A 16,866-nucleotide genomic window follows, 5' to 3' on the forward strand; every position below is an offset into this window, starting at 1 on the left:
GGCTCAGCTCGCGCAGCGGCAGCGGGCCCTGGCCGGCGACGATCACGTAGTTGCCGAAGCGCCGGCCCTTGAGGACGTCGTGGGTCGCCAGGACGACACACGCCGAGGCCACCTCCAGCACACCGGCGAGCACCCGCACCAGATAGCGCCGATCCAGGGCATCCGTGACATTCGCGGCCAGCAGTCCGTCCGGACGCAACACGCGGAGTGCCTCCCGGTAGAACTCGACCGTCGTCAGCTCGGCAGGCACGACGCCGTCCGAAAAGGCATCTACGACAACGAGATCCGCTGACGCATCGGACACCGCGGACAGGCCGGCGCGACCATCGAGAGGGCGCACCCGGATGCGGTGACCACGCGGCAACGGCAACTCGCGGCGTACGTGCTCCGTCAGGACCGCATCCGGCTCGAAGACGATCTGGGTCGACCCGGGGCGGGTGAACTCGACATACCGGGGGAGGGTCAGGCCGGCCCCGCCCACGTGCGTCACGGCGATCCGGTCTCCCTCCGGCGCAATGGAATCGACGACGGCTCCCAACTGCTCGACATACTCGAAGGCCAGCAGCCCGGGGTCGTGAGGGGCGACATACGACTGCGGTTGCCAGTGCACCCACACGGTCACACCGCCGCGCTCGTCGCGTTCGAAGCGCACGCTCACGGCGCTCGCTGCTCCTCCTCGGAGTCGTAGGCGACGTAATACGACGGCCGGGCCTGCGAGGCGGCATACAGGCGACCGACGTATTCGCCCAGGATCCCGAGAGCCAGCAACTGGACCGCACCGACGGCGGTGACGATGACCACCGTCGAGGTCCACCCGGCGACGACATGGCCGGCGGCCCGGGCATACAGGGCGTAGAGCAGGAGGACGAGGGCGCCGAGACCTCCGGCGAGCCCGAGGAAGGTGGCGAAACGCAAGGGGGCGAGGGAGAAGGCGGTGACCGAGTCGATCGAGAGGCGCAGCATCTTGGCGAACGGGTACTTCGAGCTGCCGGCGGCGCGCTCGTCGCGGCGGTAGGTCACCGACGCCGACGGGAAGCCGAGCGCGGGCACGACGAATCGCAGCACCCGGCCATACTCCGGAAGGGCGTTGATCGCATCCACGGTCGCGCGCGACATCAGGCGGAAGTCGCCGGCGTCGTGGTGCGCGCCGGTCTCGGCGAGCTTGTCCATCGAGCGATAGAAGAACCGGGCCGTGGCGCGTTTGAACACCGAGTCGCTCGAGCGGTCACCGCGGATGCCGTAGACGACCTCGACATGCTTCTCCTGCGCGGCGGCCAGCATCTCCGCGACGACTTCGGGCGGGTCCTGCAGGTCGGCGTCGAGGGTGACGACATAGGCGCCGCGCGCCCGGGCCAGCCCGGCCGAGATGGCGGCCTGGTGGCCACTGTTGGCCCGCAGCCGGATGACCCGCAGCTGCGGCCAGTCGCGCCGGGCCCGCTGCAACCCGATCGCCGTCTGGTCGTGCGAGCCGTCGTCGACCGCCACCACTTCATACGACACGCCCAGGCCGTCCGCGACGGGCCGCAGGCGGGCGATGAACAGCGGGAGCACCTCCTCCTCGTTGAACATCGGCACCACGATGCTCAGGTGGGGGGCGGCCATGGCCGCCATCGTAGAAGCATCCGGGAACGCCGAAGAACACGACGACATGCGTGGGCACGGTCGCTGCGTGGGGTGAAAATGCTTCCGGCCCCTCGATGTATGAGGATCGAGGGGCCGGGTCTGCCAGGGCGCGGCCCGGGAAGCGGGCCACACCGCCGAGGCGACGCTGGCCATCGCCGACCGAGGGCCCTGGAGGGCGGCGACGATGCACTGACACAGCAGGCGGCGAAGTCTCGTGGCGCCCCCGTGCCGTCGCACACAGGCTGTCGATCTCGAAGAATCCAGGGCCGGTCGTCCGTGAACGAACCGGCCGCGCCTCGTTTTCTCCGCAACCTCCACCTGACGTTTCGCAGGTGCTCGACGTCGGGTGACGAGGGTCCATTTAAGCCCTCCGGCCGCTCCAGCGCAATGCCGTCCGCGGGGTGTTCTTCCCGCCACGCGCGGCTGTCCACAGCCGCCGCGTGTGCCGTCCTCATCGTGCACAGGGCTGTGGGTAAATCCGTGGATGAACCGCCGTGGGAGATGCCGGCTGCTGCGCTGTTGGTATGGTTTGGCGCATGTCGACGAGTGTGCTGATGCTGGCTTCCGAGGGTGCCGAGACGATGCACGAGTTGCCCATGCCGGCCTACATGTATGCCGTCATCGCAATCGCGCTGTTCGCCTTGGGTCTGGCGGTCGTCTGGTTCTTCCGGGGGACCGCGGCGAAGTACGGCTCGGCCCACCTGCCGGATGACGCCGATGGCCACGAGCACGGCACCACCCGGGGGAGCCACCACTGATTGCCCCGGTCGACCCATCCACCGCGGGCGCCCGGGCGCAGTCGGGCCGACGCATCGGGGTGATGGGCGGCACCTTCGACCCGATCCACCACGGGCACCTGGTCGCAGCCAGCGAGGTGCAGGCCACCTTCGGTCTCGACGAAGTGGTGTTCGTGCCCACCGGGGAGCCGTGGCAGAAGGAGGGGCGCAATGTCAGCCCCGCCGAGCATCGCTACCTGATGACCGTCGTGGCCACCGCGTCCAATCCGCGGTTCACCGTCAGCCGCGTGGACATCGACCGCCCCGGCAAGACCTACACGATCGACACCCTCAAAGACCTGCACGAACAGCGCCCGGACACCGAGCTCTACTTCATCACCGGCGCCGACGCCCTCGCCCAGATCCTGTCGTGGAAGGACGTCGACGCGCTCTTCGGCCTGGCACAGTTCGTCGGTGTCACCCGCCCCGGCTACGAGCTGTCCGAGGCCGGGCTGCCCGGGGACCGGGTGCACCTGCAAGAGGTGCCGGCCATGGCCATCTCGTCCACCGACTGCCGGGAGCGTGTCGCCCGCCACGAACCGGTCTGGTACCTCGTGCCCGATGGCGTCGTCCAGTACATCAACAAGCACCAGCTGTATGCCGCTGCACCCGCCAGCGGCCCATCCGCCCCGAAGGAGACCCGTGCCCGCGACTGACCAGGCCAAGGACCTCGCCACGGTCGCCGCCCACGCGGCCGCCGACAAACTCGCCTCGACCATCGTCGCTCTCGACGTCAGCGGGCAACTGCCGCTGACCGACATCTTCGTCATCGTCTCGGCGCCGACGGAGCGCCAGGTCGCCGCCATCGTCGACGAGGTCGAGGAGAAGGTCCGGCTGGCCGGCACGAAGGTGAAGCGGACCGAGGGAGCCCGCGAGGGCCGGTGGGTGCTGCTCGACTTCGGCGACATCGTCGTGCACATCCAGCACGAGGACGAGCGGCAGTTCTACGACCTCGAGCGGCTCTGGCGTGACTGTCCGCAGGTCGACGTGGGTGTCGTCGGCGCCGACCAGGCCGCGGCGACGGCCGCCCGTTCGGCCGTCCAGGACTGAGCTTCCCCGGTATGCCGCCGCGTCGCCTCATCCTGCTTCGTCACGGGCAGACGCAGTCCAACCTCGACGGGATCTGGCAGGGTCACCTCGACGTGGAGCTGACCGAGCTCGGGCGGCGCCAGGCCGACGCGGCCGCGGCGCAGCTGACGGCATACCGCCCGACGACCATCGTCTCCTCGGATCTGAAACGGGCCGCCGTGACCGCCCAGGCGGTGGCGCGCGACCTGTCGCTCACGGTCGCATTCGACCCCCGCTGGCGCGAGTTCCACGTGGGCCAATGGACGGGCAAGACGACGGCCGAGGTCATCGCGATGCACCCCGCCGAGCGGCTGGCGGCGCTGCGCGGCGAGGAGCAACGCCGCGGCATCGACGGTGAGGGCCCCGCCGAGGTCCGGGCCCGCGTCACGCCGGCCCTCGACGAACTCATCGGCCGCTTGGGAGAAGGGGAGTGCGCGATCATCGTCTCCCACGGCGGCACCATCCGCGTCCTCGCCGCCGTGCTGCTCGGTCTCGACATGCTCACCGCGACGCGCCTGCTGACCACCCCGGGAAACTGCCAGTGGGCCGACCTGGTGCAGGCGCCCGCGGGCTGGCGGCTGGCCGGGTGGAACCTGCGCGCCCCCGATTTGGGCGCCGGCGAGGTCTCTGGGTAAGATCTGTCGGTCGCGCTCGCGAGTGAATCTCCTGGGCCGGCACCCGGTTACGGGGCTGTAGCGCAGTTGGTAGCGCACCTCCATGGCATGGAGGGGGTCAGGGGTTCGAATCCCCTCAGCTCCACAATTGAAGACGTACTAGAACTCCTGACATCGGCGGTTCTGGTGTGAGGGCGGCGAGGGGCTCAGCGAGTCGGATCGTCGCCCTTTCGTCTTCGCTGATCTCGATGCCGTCGGTGAGTGCTTGGTTGGCGAGTCGTTTGCCTTGGTCGTTCGTGCGGGCGTAAAGCGTGGCGCAGTCGACCAGGAGGCTGGGGGCTGTGGGTAGTCGGCGTGCTCGCGGATCTCCTGCACGCTGATCGGTCGAGATCGAACACCACCCCGTCATCGGTCTCGACCGCCGCGATGTCGTGAGCCGCTGCGACGAGGTGATCGGCGGTGACGTCCGCACCGACGGCGTTCGCATCGGCATCTCTCGTCGGGCGCCGTACACCGTAGGCGGCCAGTAAAATCGCGCCCTTGAGGACAAAGCCCTCGGCATGCGCGGTGCGGGTGAGGCGGTCCAGAAACGACTCCAGCGTGTGCCGGATCAGATACTCCTGCGTCGGCGCACCCGTCCCAGCCTTCGCAGCTGCCGAGCGTGCCGCGGACTGGAGACGGCGGAACACCTCATCGCCCACACTCACGCCAGCGCCTCCAAAGCCTGCAGGACCGGGGACTTCGCCCGAGGGAGACGAGAGGCGATCTCGATCAGCCGAGCAGGCTTACCACCGCGGCGCAGCCACTCCTTCAACGATTCCCGCGGCAACTCGTACCCGACCTCGGCACGCAGCCGGAAGGCATCCGCGATCGACCGCTCGGGCGAGTAGATGCCGATCGACTGGTCCGTGCCCGGAATCGGGATCTCCTCCCGGCCGATCTCGACCGTGGCTCGGTCGAATTGATGCCACGCAATCGCACCCGTGCTCGCTGGTGTGCGCGACCCGCGCGGGATCGCGACATCCAACACGTTTGGGATCACATCGGTCAGATCATGATGGGCGAGCGCCGACTCCAAGCAGATCGTCGCATCCGGCCGCCGGGTCGCAACCTCGATCCAGTCCCAGTCCGCCGCGGGAGCATCCGCCGGCAAGTAGATGCCACGAGCGATCCGCTCCAGCCGCCCCTCGCGGGCCGCACGATACAACCCGCTGCGCGACAGGCCGGCCTCCTCGGCCCTACCCGGCCTCAACGTCGACATCGTCCCCACTTCGCTTGTGGCATGAAACGTATACAGATCATCTTATCTGATGACGGATCGTTTCAAACCGGGATAGCCTTCGCCTGTCCCCGATACCTTTCGGTCCTCTACTGAGCTTACGAGCCTGACTCCGCGTTTTGTTGCGATTGGCGAGCGTTCAGGGACGCGTCCGGCCGAGCCATGAGCCGGCTCGGGCCCTGCTCTGACGGGCATCCGGTCCGCAGCGGCTTTACCGGATGCCAGGGGGACGCTGTCGCCTGCGCCAGACGTCTCCGGGGTCGGTGACGTGCTGCATCATGTTGCAGAAGATCGTGTGCTGATAGATCGGGTCGCCCTCGAGATCCCAGCTGCCGACCTCGGGAGGCCTGGTGTCGTCGAGGTGGGCGAGGATCGGGCGTCGTCGAGGCGGGTCGGCCGTGACGGGCAACGCGAGGACGACCCCGAGCCGGAGGCGATCAGCGATGGCCTCTGGGAGCGCATCGAGCAACTTCCCCGGCCGGCGCACTTCCGCGAACACGACGAATCGGGCGAGGGCGTCGAGGTCGGTCGGCTCGGTGCGGGTGCCCGCAAGCAATTCTCCCCGGATCACCTCGAGGGCAACGCCGCGGTCGGAGGCGCGCAACGCCCCGAGGGCGCGCCGGTGCCCAGCGAGAAGAACGCCGATCTCGCGTTCGGTGATCGCCGCGTCGTATTCGGACCGGGCGTCCATTACGCCAGGGTATGCCCGTTGCATCACACGAGCGTGACGCCGGCGTAGCGAATCAGGCTCCGACCAGGATCCGGTACGCCCACGGTCCGAGCGTCATGGTCGTGTCGGCAGCCACGTCAAACGTCTCGCCGGTGCCGTGATCGCGCCAATGCCCATGGTGCGGGCCGGGACCGAAGGTGACGGTCTGCTCCGTGGGGGAGAGGTTGAGGATGCAGAAGACGCGGCTGGTGTCGTCCTGCCGGACGAAACTGAGGACCTGCTTGTACGCGGTGTTGCGGATATTGACCATCCGCGCTCCCCAGGCGCCGTTCCACAGGCAGGACAGGGACTTCTTCAACCCGAACAGATCGCGGTAGAAGTCCGCCATCGGGTGCTCGCGCCAGACGATCGGGTCCTTCTCGAAGAACTTCAGGCGCTTGTCGTTGCCGGCCTCCTGCCCGTTGTAGATCAGCGGCATGCCCTCGCCGATGACCGACAGCACGATGGCCGCTTCGAGGGCATCGCCGAACATCTCGTGCTCGGTTCCGTCCCACGAGTTCTTGTCGTGGTTGGACACGAACATCATCCGCATCGCGTCGCGGGGGTAGGCCTTGGCGTTCCAGGCGTAATAGATGTAGAGGTGCTCGACGTCCGCCTTGCCCTGGGCGATGTGGTGCATGGTGTCGTTCCACGACCACGCATACGACATGTCGAAGGCGCGCACGTGCAGGTCGCGGGCCTCCCACTCGGCCAGCAGGAAGACCGGCTTGATCGCCTCCATCTCGCGACGGGCGTTCTCCCAGAAGTCATTCGGCACGAAGCCGGCGACATCGCACCGGTAGCCGTCGATGTCGGCCTCGCTCACCCAATACAGCAGCGCCCTCGTCATCTCGGCGCGCAGCTCGGGGACCGAGTAGTCGAGGTCGATGATGTCGTCCCAGTCCCACCAGGGGGTCGGGGTGAACTCGTCCTTCCAGTCCCGGGCATACCACTCGGGGTGCTCGGTCACCCAGACGTTGTCCCACGCGGTGTGGTTGGCCACCCAGTCCAGGATGACATAGAGACCGAGCGAATGCGCTTGTGCGACAAAGTCTTTCAGATCCTGGAGGGTGCCGAGGTCGGGGTTGACGGCGAAGTAGTCCTGCACGGCATACGGGCTGCCCAGCGACCCCTTGCGGTTGACCTCCCCGATCGGGTTGACCGGCATCAACCAAACGATGTCGACGCCGAGATCTTTGATCCGCGGCAGTTGCTCGGCCGCCGCGCGCAGCGTGCCCTCCTCGGAGAACTGTCGGGTGTTGATCTGGTAGATCGTCGCGTTCTTGCTCCACTCCGGGTGGGTCAGTTCGACCTCGGGGGCGGGCTGGTAGCGCGGGTCGGTCACGAGAAATCCTTCGCGGGGTGTCGATCGGGGCGGGCATGTTTCGTCGGGACTCCACCGTACGCCGTTCCCGCGCCCGTATGCCGGTGCACGCCGCCCGCGTATCAGAACGGTGGGCGGGGCCTCTGATCCTGCGGACCTGGCAACGACTATCGAGGGGCAGAAGTGAGCGCGATGGACACCCTGCCGGTGCTTCGGCTTCCGGCATCCTGGCCGCTGGTCGTCAACGCCACGCTGGCCATGACGGCCCTCGCCCTCATCGATCTGGTCGCCGCGTATGCCGCCAAGGAATGGGTCGCTCATCGCGCGCCGGCGATGGCCGGGCTCGGCGCCTGCGCGATGGTGCTGCTCTTCTGGGTCTATGCCTCCGCGCTGCAATATGCCGAGCTGGCCGTGGTGACCCTCGGCTGGATCGTGCTGCTGCAACTGGGGGTCATGGTTCTCGACACGCTCAAGTACGGAGTCGACTACCCGGCCCGCACGTGGATCATCGTGGGCGGAATCATGGCGGCGCAGGGTTACCTGGTGATCACCTCGAGCAGCCGATGACGTAACCTCGATCGGTGATCATCCCCCTGAGTGTCGGCGTGATCGCGCTGTCGGTCGTGTGGATGCTCCTGGCGGCCTTCTATGCCGTTCGCGACCGGCTCATCAACGATCTTCTGCTGGCCGTCGCGGTCCTGACCGAACTCGGACTGATCGTGCTGGCCGTCCTGTCCGCCAAGGGTTTTCGCACCATCGACCCCAGCTCCGAGGGGGCGACCTTCCTCGCCTATGCCTTGAGCCTGCCGGCCGTCCCGCCCTTCGCCGCGCTGCTCGCGATCCGCGAGAAGTCGCGCTGGGCGATGGGCGTGATGGTCGTGGCCGCTTTCACCGTCGCTGTCATGACCGCTCGCATCGCGCAGATCTGGAACCTCTATGCCGTCCGCTGAACGCACACCCTCCGCCACCGCGCAGGAGACGGGTCACGGCCTGTCCACCGGCCCCGGCCGGCTGATCGTCGCCCTCTATGCCGTGCTCGCCCTGGCCGCCACCGGCCGCTCGATCCTGCAAATCACCCAGTACTTCGACCGCGCCGAGGTCGCCTACGTGCTGTCCGCCCTGGCAGCGCTGATCTACATCGTCGCAACGTACGCGCTGGCGACCGGCCGCCGCGCACTGGCCCTGACGACGATCACCATCGAGTTGGTCGGAGTGCTCGTCGTGGGCGCGGCGTCCTACGCCATGAGTGACAGCTTCCCGGACAAGACCGTGTGGAGCCACTTCGGATCCGGTTACGGCTATGTGCCGCTGGTCCTGCCGGTCATCGGCCTCTGGTGGCTGCGCCGCGCTCGCTGACTGGCGGATGCAGCGCCCGACCGGGCGCGACCTGCCGTCCCCGAAGGAGCATCGCGGCGGGGCATGGTCACCTGGGCCTATCGGGGTTCGAGCACGAAGACCGGGATGATCCGGTCCGTCTTCTCCTGGTACTCGACATACGGCGGGAAGGCCGCGGTGCAGCGGTCCCACCACTGCGCGCGCTCCTCGCCGTCGAGGACGCGTGCCCGGACGTCGTGCACGGTGGTGCCGTCCTGGACGGTGATGTCCGGGTTGGCCTTGAGGTTGTAATACCACTGCGGGTGGTCCGGTGCGCCGCCCTTCGACGCGACGGCGGCATACCGGCCGTCGTGTTCGACGCGCATCAGCGGCACCTTGAGGGTGTCGCCCGTCTTGCGTCCGATCATGGTCAGCAGCACCACCTGCCGGTCCATGATGCTGGCGACGTCGGTGGTGCCGGCGGCCTCGATGGCCTCGACCTGGTCGCGAACCCATCCGGAGGGACTGGGGCGGTAATCGCTCATGAGGTGATCATCGCAGAGTCCGGCGTCGTCCGGATCGGGAGACGGGGATCCTGGATGCTGAGAATCTGCGAGAAGGTGAGGCAACGGCATACGGCAGCAAGGAGACGGTGATGAGCGACGCCGACTGGAAGTTCGAGACCCGGCAGGTCCACGCGGGGCAGCAGGCCGACCCGACCACGGGGGCGCGGGCGCTGCCGATCTACCAGACCACGTCATACGTCTTCAAGGACACCGACCACGCGGCGAACCTGTTTGCGCTCAAGGAATTCGGGAACATCTACACCCGGATCATGAACCCGACCCAGGACGCCGTCGAGCAGCGGCTCGCCTCGCTCGAAGACGGTGTCGGCGCCCTGCTGGTCTCCTCCGGCCAGTCCGCGACGACCATCGGACTGCTCAATGTCGCCGAGACCGGCGACCACATCGTCGCCAGCGCGGCGCTCTACGGCGGCACCTTCAATCTCCTGAAATACACCTTCGCCAAGATGGGCATCGAGGTCACCTTCGTCGAGGACCAGGCCAACCTCGACGAGTGGCGCGCGGCGATCAAGGACAACACCAAGGTTCTCTTCGGCGAGACGATCGCCAACCCCAAGTGCGAGGTGCTGGATATCGAAGGCATTGCCGCCATCGCCCATGACGCCGGAGTGCCGTTGGTCGTCGACAACACGATCGCCACGCCATACCTCATCCGCCCGCTCGAGTGGGGTGCCGACGTCGTCCTGCACTCGGCGACGAAATACCTTGGCGGACACGGCACCTCGATCGCCGGTGTGATCGTCGACGGCGGCACCTTCGACTACGCCAAGGACCCGGCGAAGTGGCCGAACTACAACGAGCCCGACGAGAGCTATCACGGCCTGCGCTACGGGCCCGACCTCGGTGTCGGCTCTGCGTTCGGCGCCAACCTGTCCTACATCCTCAAGGCCCGCGTGCAACTGCTGCGCGACATGGGCAACGCCGTCTCGCCCTTCAACGCCTTCCTCATCTCCCAGGGCATCGAGACCCTCAGCCTGCGCATCGACCGGCACCTGGAGAACACTCGCAAGGTCGTCGACTTCCTCGCCGGTCACGACCAGGTCACCGAGGTCCGCTGGGCCTCCCGCGACGGAGACCCGGGCAAGGAGCGCGCCGACAAGTACGCCCCCAAGGGTGCGGGCGCGGTCATCGGCTTCGAGATCGAGGGCGGCATCGAGGCGGGCAAGAAGTTCGTCGAGGGCCTGACCCTGCACTCCCACGTCGCCAACATCGGCGACGTCCGCTCCCTGGCGATCCACCCCGCCTCGACCACCCACAGCCAAGGCGGCGACGAGGACCGGCTCGCAGCCGGCGTCACCCCCGGCCTGATCCGTCTCGCCGTCGGGATCGAGCACAGCGATGACATCCTCGCCGACCTCGAACAGGGCTTCGCCGCCGCCCGCACCTGACTACCCGTCGAGCGGTCGATCTGGGCATCGAGATGTCGATCGTCCGTAGGATGCGGGGGTGGATCAGGGAGTCGAGGCGCCGCGCCGCCTCGACCTCCCGGAGCTGAACTACCCGTCGCAACTGCCGGTCGTCGAGCGGATCGACGACATCGCCACGGCGATCCGCGACCACCAGGTCGTCGTCATCGCGGGGGAGACCGGGTCGGGCAAGACCACGCAGATCCCCAAGATCGCCCTGCAGATCGGGCGCGGCACGCACGGACAGATCGGGCTGACCCAGCCGCGACGGATCGCCGCCCGCTCGGTCGCCGAACGGATCAGTGACGAGCTCGGCGTGGAGCTCGGCGGCCTGATCGGCTACCAGGTGCGCTTCGCCGACACCTCGAGCGCCGACACGGCCGTGAAGGTGATGACGGACGGCATCCTGCTCAACGAGTTGCAGCGCGACCGCGACCTGCGCCGCTACGACACGATCATCATCGACGAGGCGCACGAGCGCAGCCTCAATATCGACTTCATCCTGGGTTATCTCAAACGGTTGCTGCCGCGCCGGCCGGACCTGAAGGTGATCATCACCTCGGCGACCATCGACCCGCAGCGCTTCGCCGATCACTTCGCCGCCCCGGACCGGCCGGTCCCGGTCATCGAGGTCTCGGGCCGGATGTATCCGGTGGAGGTGCGCTATCGCCCGCTGGTCGACGAGCGGGGCGCCGGCACGGACCAGATCACCGGCGTCTGCGAGGCCGTCGAGGAGCTCTGGACCGAGGCCGGTGGCCACGACGGCGGTGACCATGACATCCTCGCCTTCTTCTCGGGTGAGCGCGAAATCCGTGACGCCGCAGACGCATTGACGGCGATGAAGTTGCCGCACACCGAGATCGTCCCGCTCTTCGCCCGGCTCTCGGCCGCCGAGCAGCATCGGGTGTTCGCCCCGCACCGCGGCCGGCGGATCGTCCTGGCGACCAATATCGCCGAGACCTCCCTCACCGTGCCCGGGATCCGGTATGTCGTGGACACCGGCACCGCGCGGATCTCCCGCTACTCCCAGCGCACCAAAGTGCAACGCCTGCCGATCGAGCCGATCAGCCAGGCCAGTGCCCGCCAGCGGGCCGGCCGGTGCGGCCGGCTCGCGGACGGTATCTGCATCCGTCTCTACAGCGCGGAGGACTTCGAGTCCCGGCCGGCCTTCACCGAGCCGGAGATCCTGCGCACCTCTCTCGCCGCGGTCATCCTCCAGATGGTCAGCCTCCGGCTCGGCGATGTCGCGCGCTTCCCCTTCGTCGATCCGCCCGACTCCCGCAATATCGCCGACGGCATCCGGCTGCTCAAGGAACTGCGCGCCCTCCACGAGACCCGTCGTGCGGCGGGGGAGCGGCTGACGTCGATCGGACGCAGCCTGGCCCGGTTGCCGGTCGACCCGCGGCTGGGGCGCATGCTCCTGGAGGCCGACAAACTCGGCTGCACCCGAGAGGTGTTGGTCATCGTCGCGGCGCTGTCCATCCAGGACCCCCGTGAGCGACCGAGCGAGCAGCAGACCCAGGCCGACCAGTCCCACGCCCGGTTCCGCGTCCCGGGCAGCGACTTCGGTGCCTACGTCAGTCTGTGGACCTACCTGCAGGAGCAGCAGAAAGCGCTCTCCCGCAGCGCTTTCCGGCGGATGTGCCAGCGCGAGTTCCTCCACTACCTGCGCGTGCGGGAATGGCAGGACCTGCATCAGCAGCTGAAGTCCGCGTGCAAGAGCCTCGGCATCGACCCCAATCGCGCGACTGCCGCGCGTGACGCCGAGCCGGCCTGGGACACGGTTCACCGCGCACTGCTCGCGGGCCTGCTCTCGCACATCGGTCTGCGCGACGAGTCCACACGCGACTACCTCGGTGCCCGCGGCGCTCGCTTCGCGATCTCACCCGGCTCGGCGCTCTTTCGCAAGCAGCCGGCCTATGTCATGGCCGCGGAACTCGTCGAGACGTCACGTCTTTGGGCCCGCGTCAACGCCGGCATCGACCCCCTGTGGGCGGAAGAGGCCGGGGCCCACCTGGTCAAGCGGACGTATGCCGAGCCGCGCTGGTCGCGCAGGCAAGGCAGCGTGGTCGCCTCGGAACGCGTGACGCTGTATGGAGTGCCGCTGGCCGTCGATCGCACCGTCCAGTTCGGCCGGATCGACCCGGAGCTCTCCCGCGACCTGTTCATCCGCCACGCTCTCGTCGAGGACGACTGGGACAGCCACCACCCGTTCGTCAAGGCGAATCGCGCTCTGCGGCAACGCATCGAGAATATGGAGGACAAGGCACGACGGCGCGACATCGTCGCCGCGGACAGTCAACTCCATGCCTTCTTCGACGCGCGCATCCCACCCGGTGTCGTCTCCGCCCAGCACTTCGACCGCTGGTGGAAGGGCGAGCAACGGCATCACCCCGACCTGCTCACCCTCACCGAGGTCGACCTCACCAATGCCGCCGCCGATGGCGTTGCCTCCCAGGACTATCCGGGCACCTGGCCGGCGGGCGACCTGGAGTTGCGCCTGAGCTACCAGTTCGACCCTGGCTCCCCGGACGACGGGGTCAGCGTCCGGATCCCGCTCACCGTCCTCAACCGGGTCGAGCCCGAGGGCTTCGACTGGCTCGTGCCCGGCATGCGCGAAGACCTCGTCGCCGCCCTGATCCGCTCGCTGCCCAAGGGCACGCGCACCAACTTCGTGCCCGCACCCAGCCACGCGGCATACGTCGCCCGGGAGATCCGCCCGGGGGAGGGACGCATCACCGACGAGGTCGCGCGAATCCTGCGTGAGCACACCGGTATTCGTGTCGACCCGCAGGAGTGGGATTGGGCCAAGGTCCCGCCGCATCTGCGGATGACATTCGTCGTCACCGGCGACCGCGGCGAGGTCATCGGCAAGGACAAGGACCTGAACGCGTTGCGGGAGAAGCTTTCCCGTCAGGTGACCCGTCGGGTCGCCAAGGCCGGTGCCGCCATCGAGCAGACCGGCCTGACCACCTTCCCCGACAGGCCCATCCCCGCGACCTACACCAGCCGGGCCGGTGGCCACGAGGTGCTCGGATACCCAGCGCTCGTCGACGAGGGCACGAGTGTGGCACTGCGCGTGCTGCCGTCGCAGGCCGCGGCCGCCGCGGCACACCGGCTCGGTCTGCGCCGGCTCCTGCTGCTCGGCACCAGCCCGCCGTGGAAACGGGTCCTCGCCGGCCTGAGCACGGCCGACAAGCTGGCTCTCCAACTCGCCCCGCACGGCTCCGTGCCCGCCCTGCTCGAAGACGCGCTCGCGGCGGCCGTCGACGGTCTCGTCGCCGACCAGCCGCACGCGGAGATCCGCACCACGGACGACTTCGGCGCCGCCCTCGCGGCCGTCCGCACGCATGCCGCAGCCCGCGTGCTGGCGATGGTGCGCACGATCGGACCGGTGCTGCAGCAGGCCCACGTCCTGCGCGGCCGGTTGGAGCAACTCACTGCTGCCCCGGGTCTGTCCGCGACGGTCGCCGACGCCCGGGCGCAACTCGACAGTCTCGTCGGCCCCGGCTTCGTCGCCCGCGTCGGGGTCACCCACCTGAACCAGCTGCCGCGCTTCCTCAAGGCGCTCGACCAACGCCTCACCAAGGCCGCCGCCGACCCGGCCCGGGATCGCCGGCTCCTCGACCAGCTCGACCCGGTGGAGGCGGCATACGCGGACCTGCTCGCGGCTCTCCCCGCGATCGAACGCGACAGCGACCCCGTGCGCGACATCGGCTGGATGATCGAGGAACTGCGCGTCGGCCTGTTCGCGCAGGGTCTCGGCACGGCATACCCGGTGAGTGTCAAACGGGTGCAGAAGGCAATCGCCGAACACGCCGCTGCGGCCCGCGCGGGCTGACCCGCGGTGGAATCAACTGCCCGCAGTCGTCGTTGAACCACGTTGATGACCACGCGTCCGACGAACCGAAGGATCCCCGTGCAGGACCCCACCCAGCTCTATCGCTTCGAACCCGACCTCGATGCGCGCACCCTCGGCCCGGGAGTGCTGCTGCTCGGTCTCGGCGGGTTCATCGACGCCGGCAACACCTCGGCCATCCTCGTCAAGCACCTGCTCGACGCCTCCAGCGCGCGCGTCGTCGCCAGCTTCGACGTCGACCAGCTTCTCGACTATCGCGGGCGGCGACCCACGATGGTCTTCGAGGAGAACCACTGGGTCTCCTACGACGACCCCGCTCTGCTCCTCTATCAGCTCACCGACCGCGACGGCCAGACCTACTACCTGCTCACCGGTCCCGAGCCGGACTATCAGTGGGAGCGGGTCATTGAGGCCGTTCGCGGGCTGATGCAGCGACTCGGCATGACCTTGCTCGTCAACGCCCACGGCATCCCGATGGCGGTGCCGCACACCCGCCCGATCGGCATGACCGCCCACGCGACCGACGCCCGCCTCGTCGGGGAGCACAGCCCCGTCTTCGGACGTGTGCAGGTGCCGGCAGGGCTGGCCGCCCTGCTCGAGCTGCGCCTCGGCGAGAGCGGGAAGCAGGCCCTCGGCTGCGCCGTCCACGTGCCGCACTATCTCGCCCAGGCCGACTTCCACGACGCCGCCCTGACCGCACTCAACGCCATCGTCGACGCCACGGGCCTGAACCTGCCCAATGACGCCCTCGTCCAGGCCGCCGCCGAGGGCCGCGCGCAGATCGACGCCGAGGTGGCCGGCAACCCCGAGATCGCGGGCGCGGTCAATGCGCTCGAGCGCCAGTACGACTCCTTCATCGAGGCGGCCGACAAGCCGAATCTCCTGACGCCCCAGGCGAATCCGATCCCCTCTGCAGACGAGCTCGCGGCCGACGTCGAGGAGTTCCTCAAGTCCGTCTCCGACGAGCCGGACGCCGGCTAGCCCCGGTCACCCGTCTTCGCCCCCCTCAGCCCTTGGCCTGCGACCAGCGTTCGACGATCGAGGTGTCGGTCACGAAGCGCACCGGCGCGCCGCCACTCCAGCGGCGCGCCGCATCGGTGAGGGCCTGCTCCACGCGTGCCGCGCACTCCGCGGCCTGTTCCGCGGGCACGTGCACGAGCAACTCGTCGTGCAGACACAGGACGACCTGGGCCCCCAGGTCGGCCGTCGTCACCCGGACCGTCGACGCCCAGGCCTTGAACAGTTCTGCCGCGGCGCCCTGGATGAGGGCGTTGCGGGCATAACGCCCGCGTGAGCCCGGGTCGAGCGAGCCCGCGGTGCGGATGCGCCGCCCGCCGTAGGTGCGCAGATCCTGCGCGGCCACCCCCGCCTCGTATGCCCGGTCGAGGAAGCCCATCGCCACCGGATAGGCCCGCTGCAGCCCGGCCAGCGCCTCCCCGGCGGCGCCGGACCGCTGCCCATACATCGCGGCGAGCACGGCCACCTTCGCCCGCGCCCGCTCCACCCCCAGGCGCTCCGCCACCGGCGCGTAGAGATCGTCGGATGCCGTTGCGGCAGCAAAGGATTCGTCCTGTGCCACGCAGGCGAGCACCCGCGGCTCGATCTGCCCGAGATCGGCGCGCACGAACAGATGACCCGGCGCCGCCCGCACCGCCGGACGCAGCACCGCCGGCAGATTGTGCAGGCCGTTCTCCGCGGTCATCCGTCCCGCTGCCCCGTCGCACGCGGTCCAACCACCCCGCAGCCGGTCGTCCGGCCCGACATGCGTGTCGAGCCAGTGATAGCCGTATGTCGTCGCGATGCGTTCTTGGGCCCGCCACTCCAGCAGCGCCGGGACGAGCGGGTGCGCCTCGCGGTAGGGCTCCAGTAGCCACTTGCGCGTCGAGGGCACGTCGATCCCGATCGCGGCCAGCAGCGCCTTCACCGCGCCGGGGTTGCGCAGGTCGACACCTTCGTGGCCGGGTGTGTGCGCCAGCACCCGGGCGTCGCGGTCCGCGCGGATGCGCAGCCCGTCAGCCGCATCCCGCGGCCGCGAGCCCGCCGACCGGGCGATGAGCGCCTCCATGCCGGGGCGATCGATCGGCAGGCCGTCGCGCTCCAGTTCGAGACAGAGCACGGCCGCCGACGACTCGGACACCGCCGTCGCACGCCATACCTCGTTGCGCCCCAAGGCATCCCAGCGTCGCTTGCCGCAGTCGTATGCCGCGGCCGCCCACGCGTGCAGGCGCTGCGGTGTGGTCTGCCAGGTGCCGGCGACCGCGTCCGGCCGCAGGTAGCCCGCCGGCGTCGACAGCGCCTCCGGCGGCACGG

At 68.9% G+C, this 16,866-nt stretch carries 18 protein-coding genes and 1 tRNA gene; 11 read left to right on the forward strand and 8 right to left on the reverse strand.

The genetic code is table 11. The annotated features are described in order from the left end of the window. On the reverse strand, positions 1-658 hold a 658-nt coding region (locus tag BN11_RS23365), incomplete at its 3' end, for a spermidine synthase (RefSeq protein ID WP_053083988.1). Then, complete coding sequence (locus tag BN11_RS02950) at positions 655-1,602, reverse strand: glycosyltransferase family 2 protein (RefSeq protein WP_048700680.1); 948 nt, start codon at positions 1,600-1,602, stop codon at positions 655-657. The genes BN11_RS23365 and BN11_RS02950, both read right to left, overlap by 4 nt. A 557-nt stretch (positions 1,603-2,159) precedes the next feature. Here BN11_RS02950 and BN11_RS02955 point away from each other — a divergent pair. The 5 genes from BN11_RS02955 to BN11_RS02975 all read left to right on the forward strand — a co-directional run bounded on the left by BN11_RS02955 (position 2,160) and on the right by BN11_RS02975 (position 4,226). Next, positions 2,160-2,381 carry a hypothetical protein gene (locus BN11_RS02955; protein ID WP_048694265.1) on the forward strand — a complete coding sequence of 74 codons (222 nt, stop codon included), beginning with the start codon at positions 2,160-2,162 and terminating at the stop codon, positions 2,379-2,381. 62 nt (positions 2,382-2,443) lie between these two features. Then, positions 2,444-3,055 carry a nicotinate-nucleotide adenylyltransferase gene (gene nadD / locus BN11_RS02960; RefSeq protein ID WP_157043949.1) on the forward strand — a complete coding sequence of 204 codons (612 nt, stop codon included), beginning with the start codon at positions 2,444-2,446 and terminating at the stop codon, positions 3,053-3,055. Then, positions 3,042-3,449 (forward strand): ribosome silencing factor, encoded by a 408-nt coding sequence (gene rsfS, locus BN11_RS02965; RefSeq protein WP_048694272.1) that lies wholly within the window; start codon positions 3,042-3,044, stop codon positions 3,447-3,449. Before nadD ends, rsfS begins: the two co-directional genes overlap by 14 nt. 11 nt (positions 3,450-3,460) lie before the next feature. Continuing rightward, positions 3,461-4,102 (forward strand): histidine phosphatase family protein, encoded by a 642-nt coding sequence (locus BN11_RS02970; RefSeq protein WP_048694275.1) that lies wholly within the window; start codon positions 3,461-3,463, stop codon positions 4,100-4,102. A gap of 51 nt (positions 4,103-4,153) precedes the next feature. Further along, a tRNA-Ala gene (locus BN11_RS02975) sits at positions 4,154-4,226 on the forward strand. Positions 4,227-4,287: 61 nt separating this feature from the next. On the opposite strand, the gene BN11_RS26010 is transcribed toward BN11_RS02975, so the two are convergent. The 4 genes from BN11_RS26010 to BN11_RS02990 form a co-directional block, all read right to left on the reverse strand. Next, complete coding sequence (locus BN11_RS26010; protein ID WP_201329201.1) at positions 4,288-4,788, reverse strand: nucleotidyl transferase AbiEii/AbiGii toxin family protein; 501 nt, start codon at positions 4,786-4,788, stop codon at positions 4,288-4,290. Continuing rightward, the gene (locus tag BN11_RS02980) at positions 4,785-5,342 is read right to left on the reverse strand and encodes a type IV toxin-antitoxin system AbiEi family antitoxin domain-containing protein (protein WP_048700683.1); all 558 of its coding nucleotides are present in this window, start codon (positions 5,340-5,342) and stop codon (positions 4,785-4,787) included. The genes BN11_RS26010 and BN11_RS02980 overlap by 4 nt, the downstream gene beginning before the upstream one ends. 229 nt (positions 5,343-5,571) lie before the next feature. Next, entirely contained in the window at positions 5,572-6,051 is a 480-nt protein-coding gene (locus BN11_RS02985; RefSeq protein WP_048694278.1) for a hypothetical protein, read from the reverse strand. A gap of 52 nt (positions 6,052-6,103) precedes the next feature. Beyond that, complete coding sequence (locus BN11_RS02990; protein WP_048694282.1) at positions 6,104-7,414, reverse strand: alpha-amylase family glycosyl hydrolase; 1,311 nt, start codon at positions 7,412-7,414, stop codon at positions 6,104-6,106. 171 nt (positions 7,415-7,585) lie between these two features. Here BN11_RS02990 and BN11_RS21620 point away from each other — a divergent pair, with 171 nt between their 5' ends. From BN11_RS21620 to BN11_RS03005, 3 genes are read left to right on the forward strand one after another with little or no spacing between them, the layout of a single operon-like run. Next, positions 7,586-7,960, forward strand: a complete 375-nt coding sequence (locus BN11_RS21620) for a hypothetical protein (RefSeq protein WP_048694285.1) — start codon at positions 7,586-7,588, stop codon at positions 7,958-7,960. A gap of 14 nt (positions 7,961-7,974) precedes the next feature. Then, a complete protein-coding gene (locus tag BN11_RS03000; RefSeq protein WP_048694288.1) occupies positions 7,975-8,343 on the forward strand; it encodes a hypothetical protein in 369 nt (122 codons plus the stop codon). Next, on the forward strand, positions 8,330-8,749 hold the full coding sequence (locus tag BN11_RS03005; protein WP_048694291.1) for a hypothetical protein: 420 nt from the start codon (positions 8,330-8,332) through the stop codon (positions 8,747-8,749). The genes BN11_RS03000 and BN11_RS03005 overlap by 14 nt, the downstream gene beginning before the upstream one ends. Before the next feature lie 77 nt (positions 8,750-8,826). Here BN11_RS03005 and BN11_RS03010 read toward each other — a convergent pair whose 3' ends face one another. Then, positions 8,827-9,252: a nitroreductase family deazaflavin-dependent oxidoreductase gene (locus BN11_RS03010; protein WP_048694295.1), complete on the reverse strand. Its 426-nt coding sequence runs from the start codon at positions 9,250-9,252 to the stop codon at positions 8,827-8,829. A 110-nt stretch (positions 9,253-9,362) separates the two neighbouring features. Here BN11_RS03010 and BN11_RS03015 point away from each other — a divergent pair, with 110 nt between their 5' ends. The 3 genes from BN11_RS03015 to BN11_RS03025 all read left to right on the forward strand — a co-directional run bounded on the left by BN11_RS03015 (position 9,363) and on the right by BN11_RS03025 (position 15,537). Next, positions 9,363-10,679: a bifunctional o-acetylhomoserine/o-acetylserine sulfhydrylase gene (locus tag BN11_RS03015; RefSeq protein ID WP_048694300.1), complete on the forward strand. Its 1,317-nt coding sequence runs from the start codon at positions 9,363-9,365 to the stop codon at positions 10,677-10,679. Between the two features lie 58 nt (positions 10,680-10,737). Then, complete coding sequence (gene hrpA / locus BN11_RS03020) at positions 10,738-14,538, forward strand: ATP-dependent RNA helicase HrpA (RefSeq protein WP_048694304.1); 3,801 nt, start codon at positions 10,738-10,740, stop codon at positions 14,536-14,538. A gap of 78 nt (positions 14,539-14,616) precedes the next feature. Then, on the forward strand, positions 14,617-15,537 hold the full coding sequence (locus BN11_RS03025; RefSeq protein ID WP_048694307.1) for a PAC2 family protein: 921 nt from the start codon (positions 14,617-14,619) through the stop codon (positions 15,535-15,537). A 25-nt stretch (positions 15,538-15,562) separates the two neighbouring features. Here the strand turns inward: BN11_RS03025 and BN11_RS03030 are convergent. Further along, positions 15,563-16,866 (reverse strand): DNA polymerase (locus tag BN11_RS03030; protein WP_053083989.1); only part of this gene is annotated, 1,304 nt, incomplete at its 5' end.

The organism is Nostocoides australiense Ben110 (genome assembly GCF_001050535.1).
Taxonomy (GTDB): Bacteria; Actinomycetota; Actinomycetes; order Actinomycetales; family Dermatophilaceae; genus Nostocoides_A; species Nostocoides_A australiense.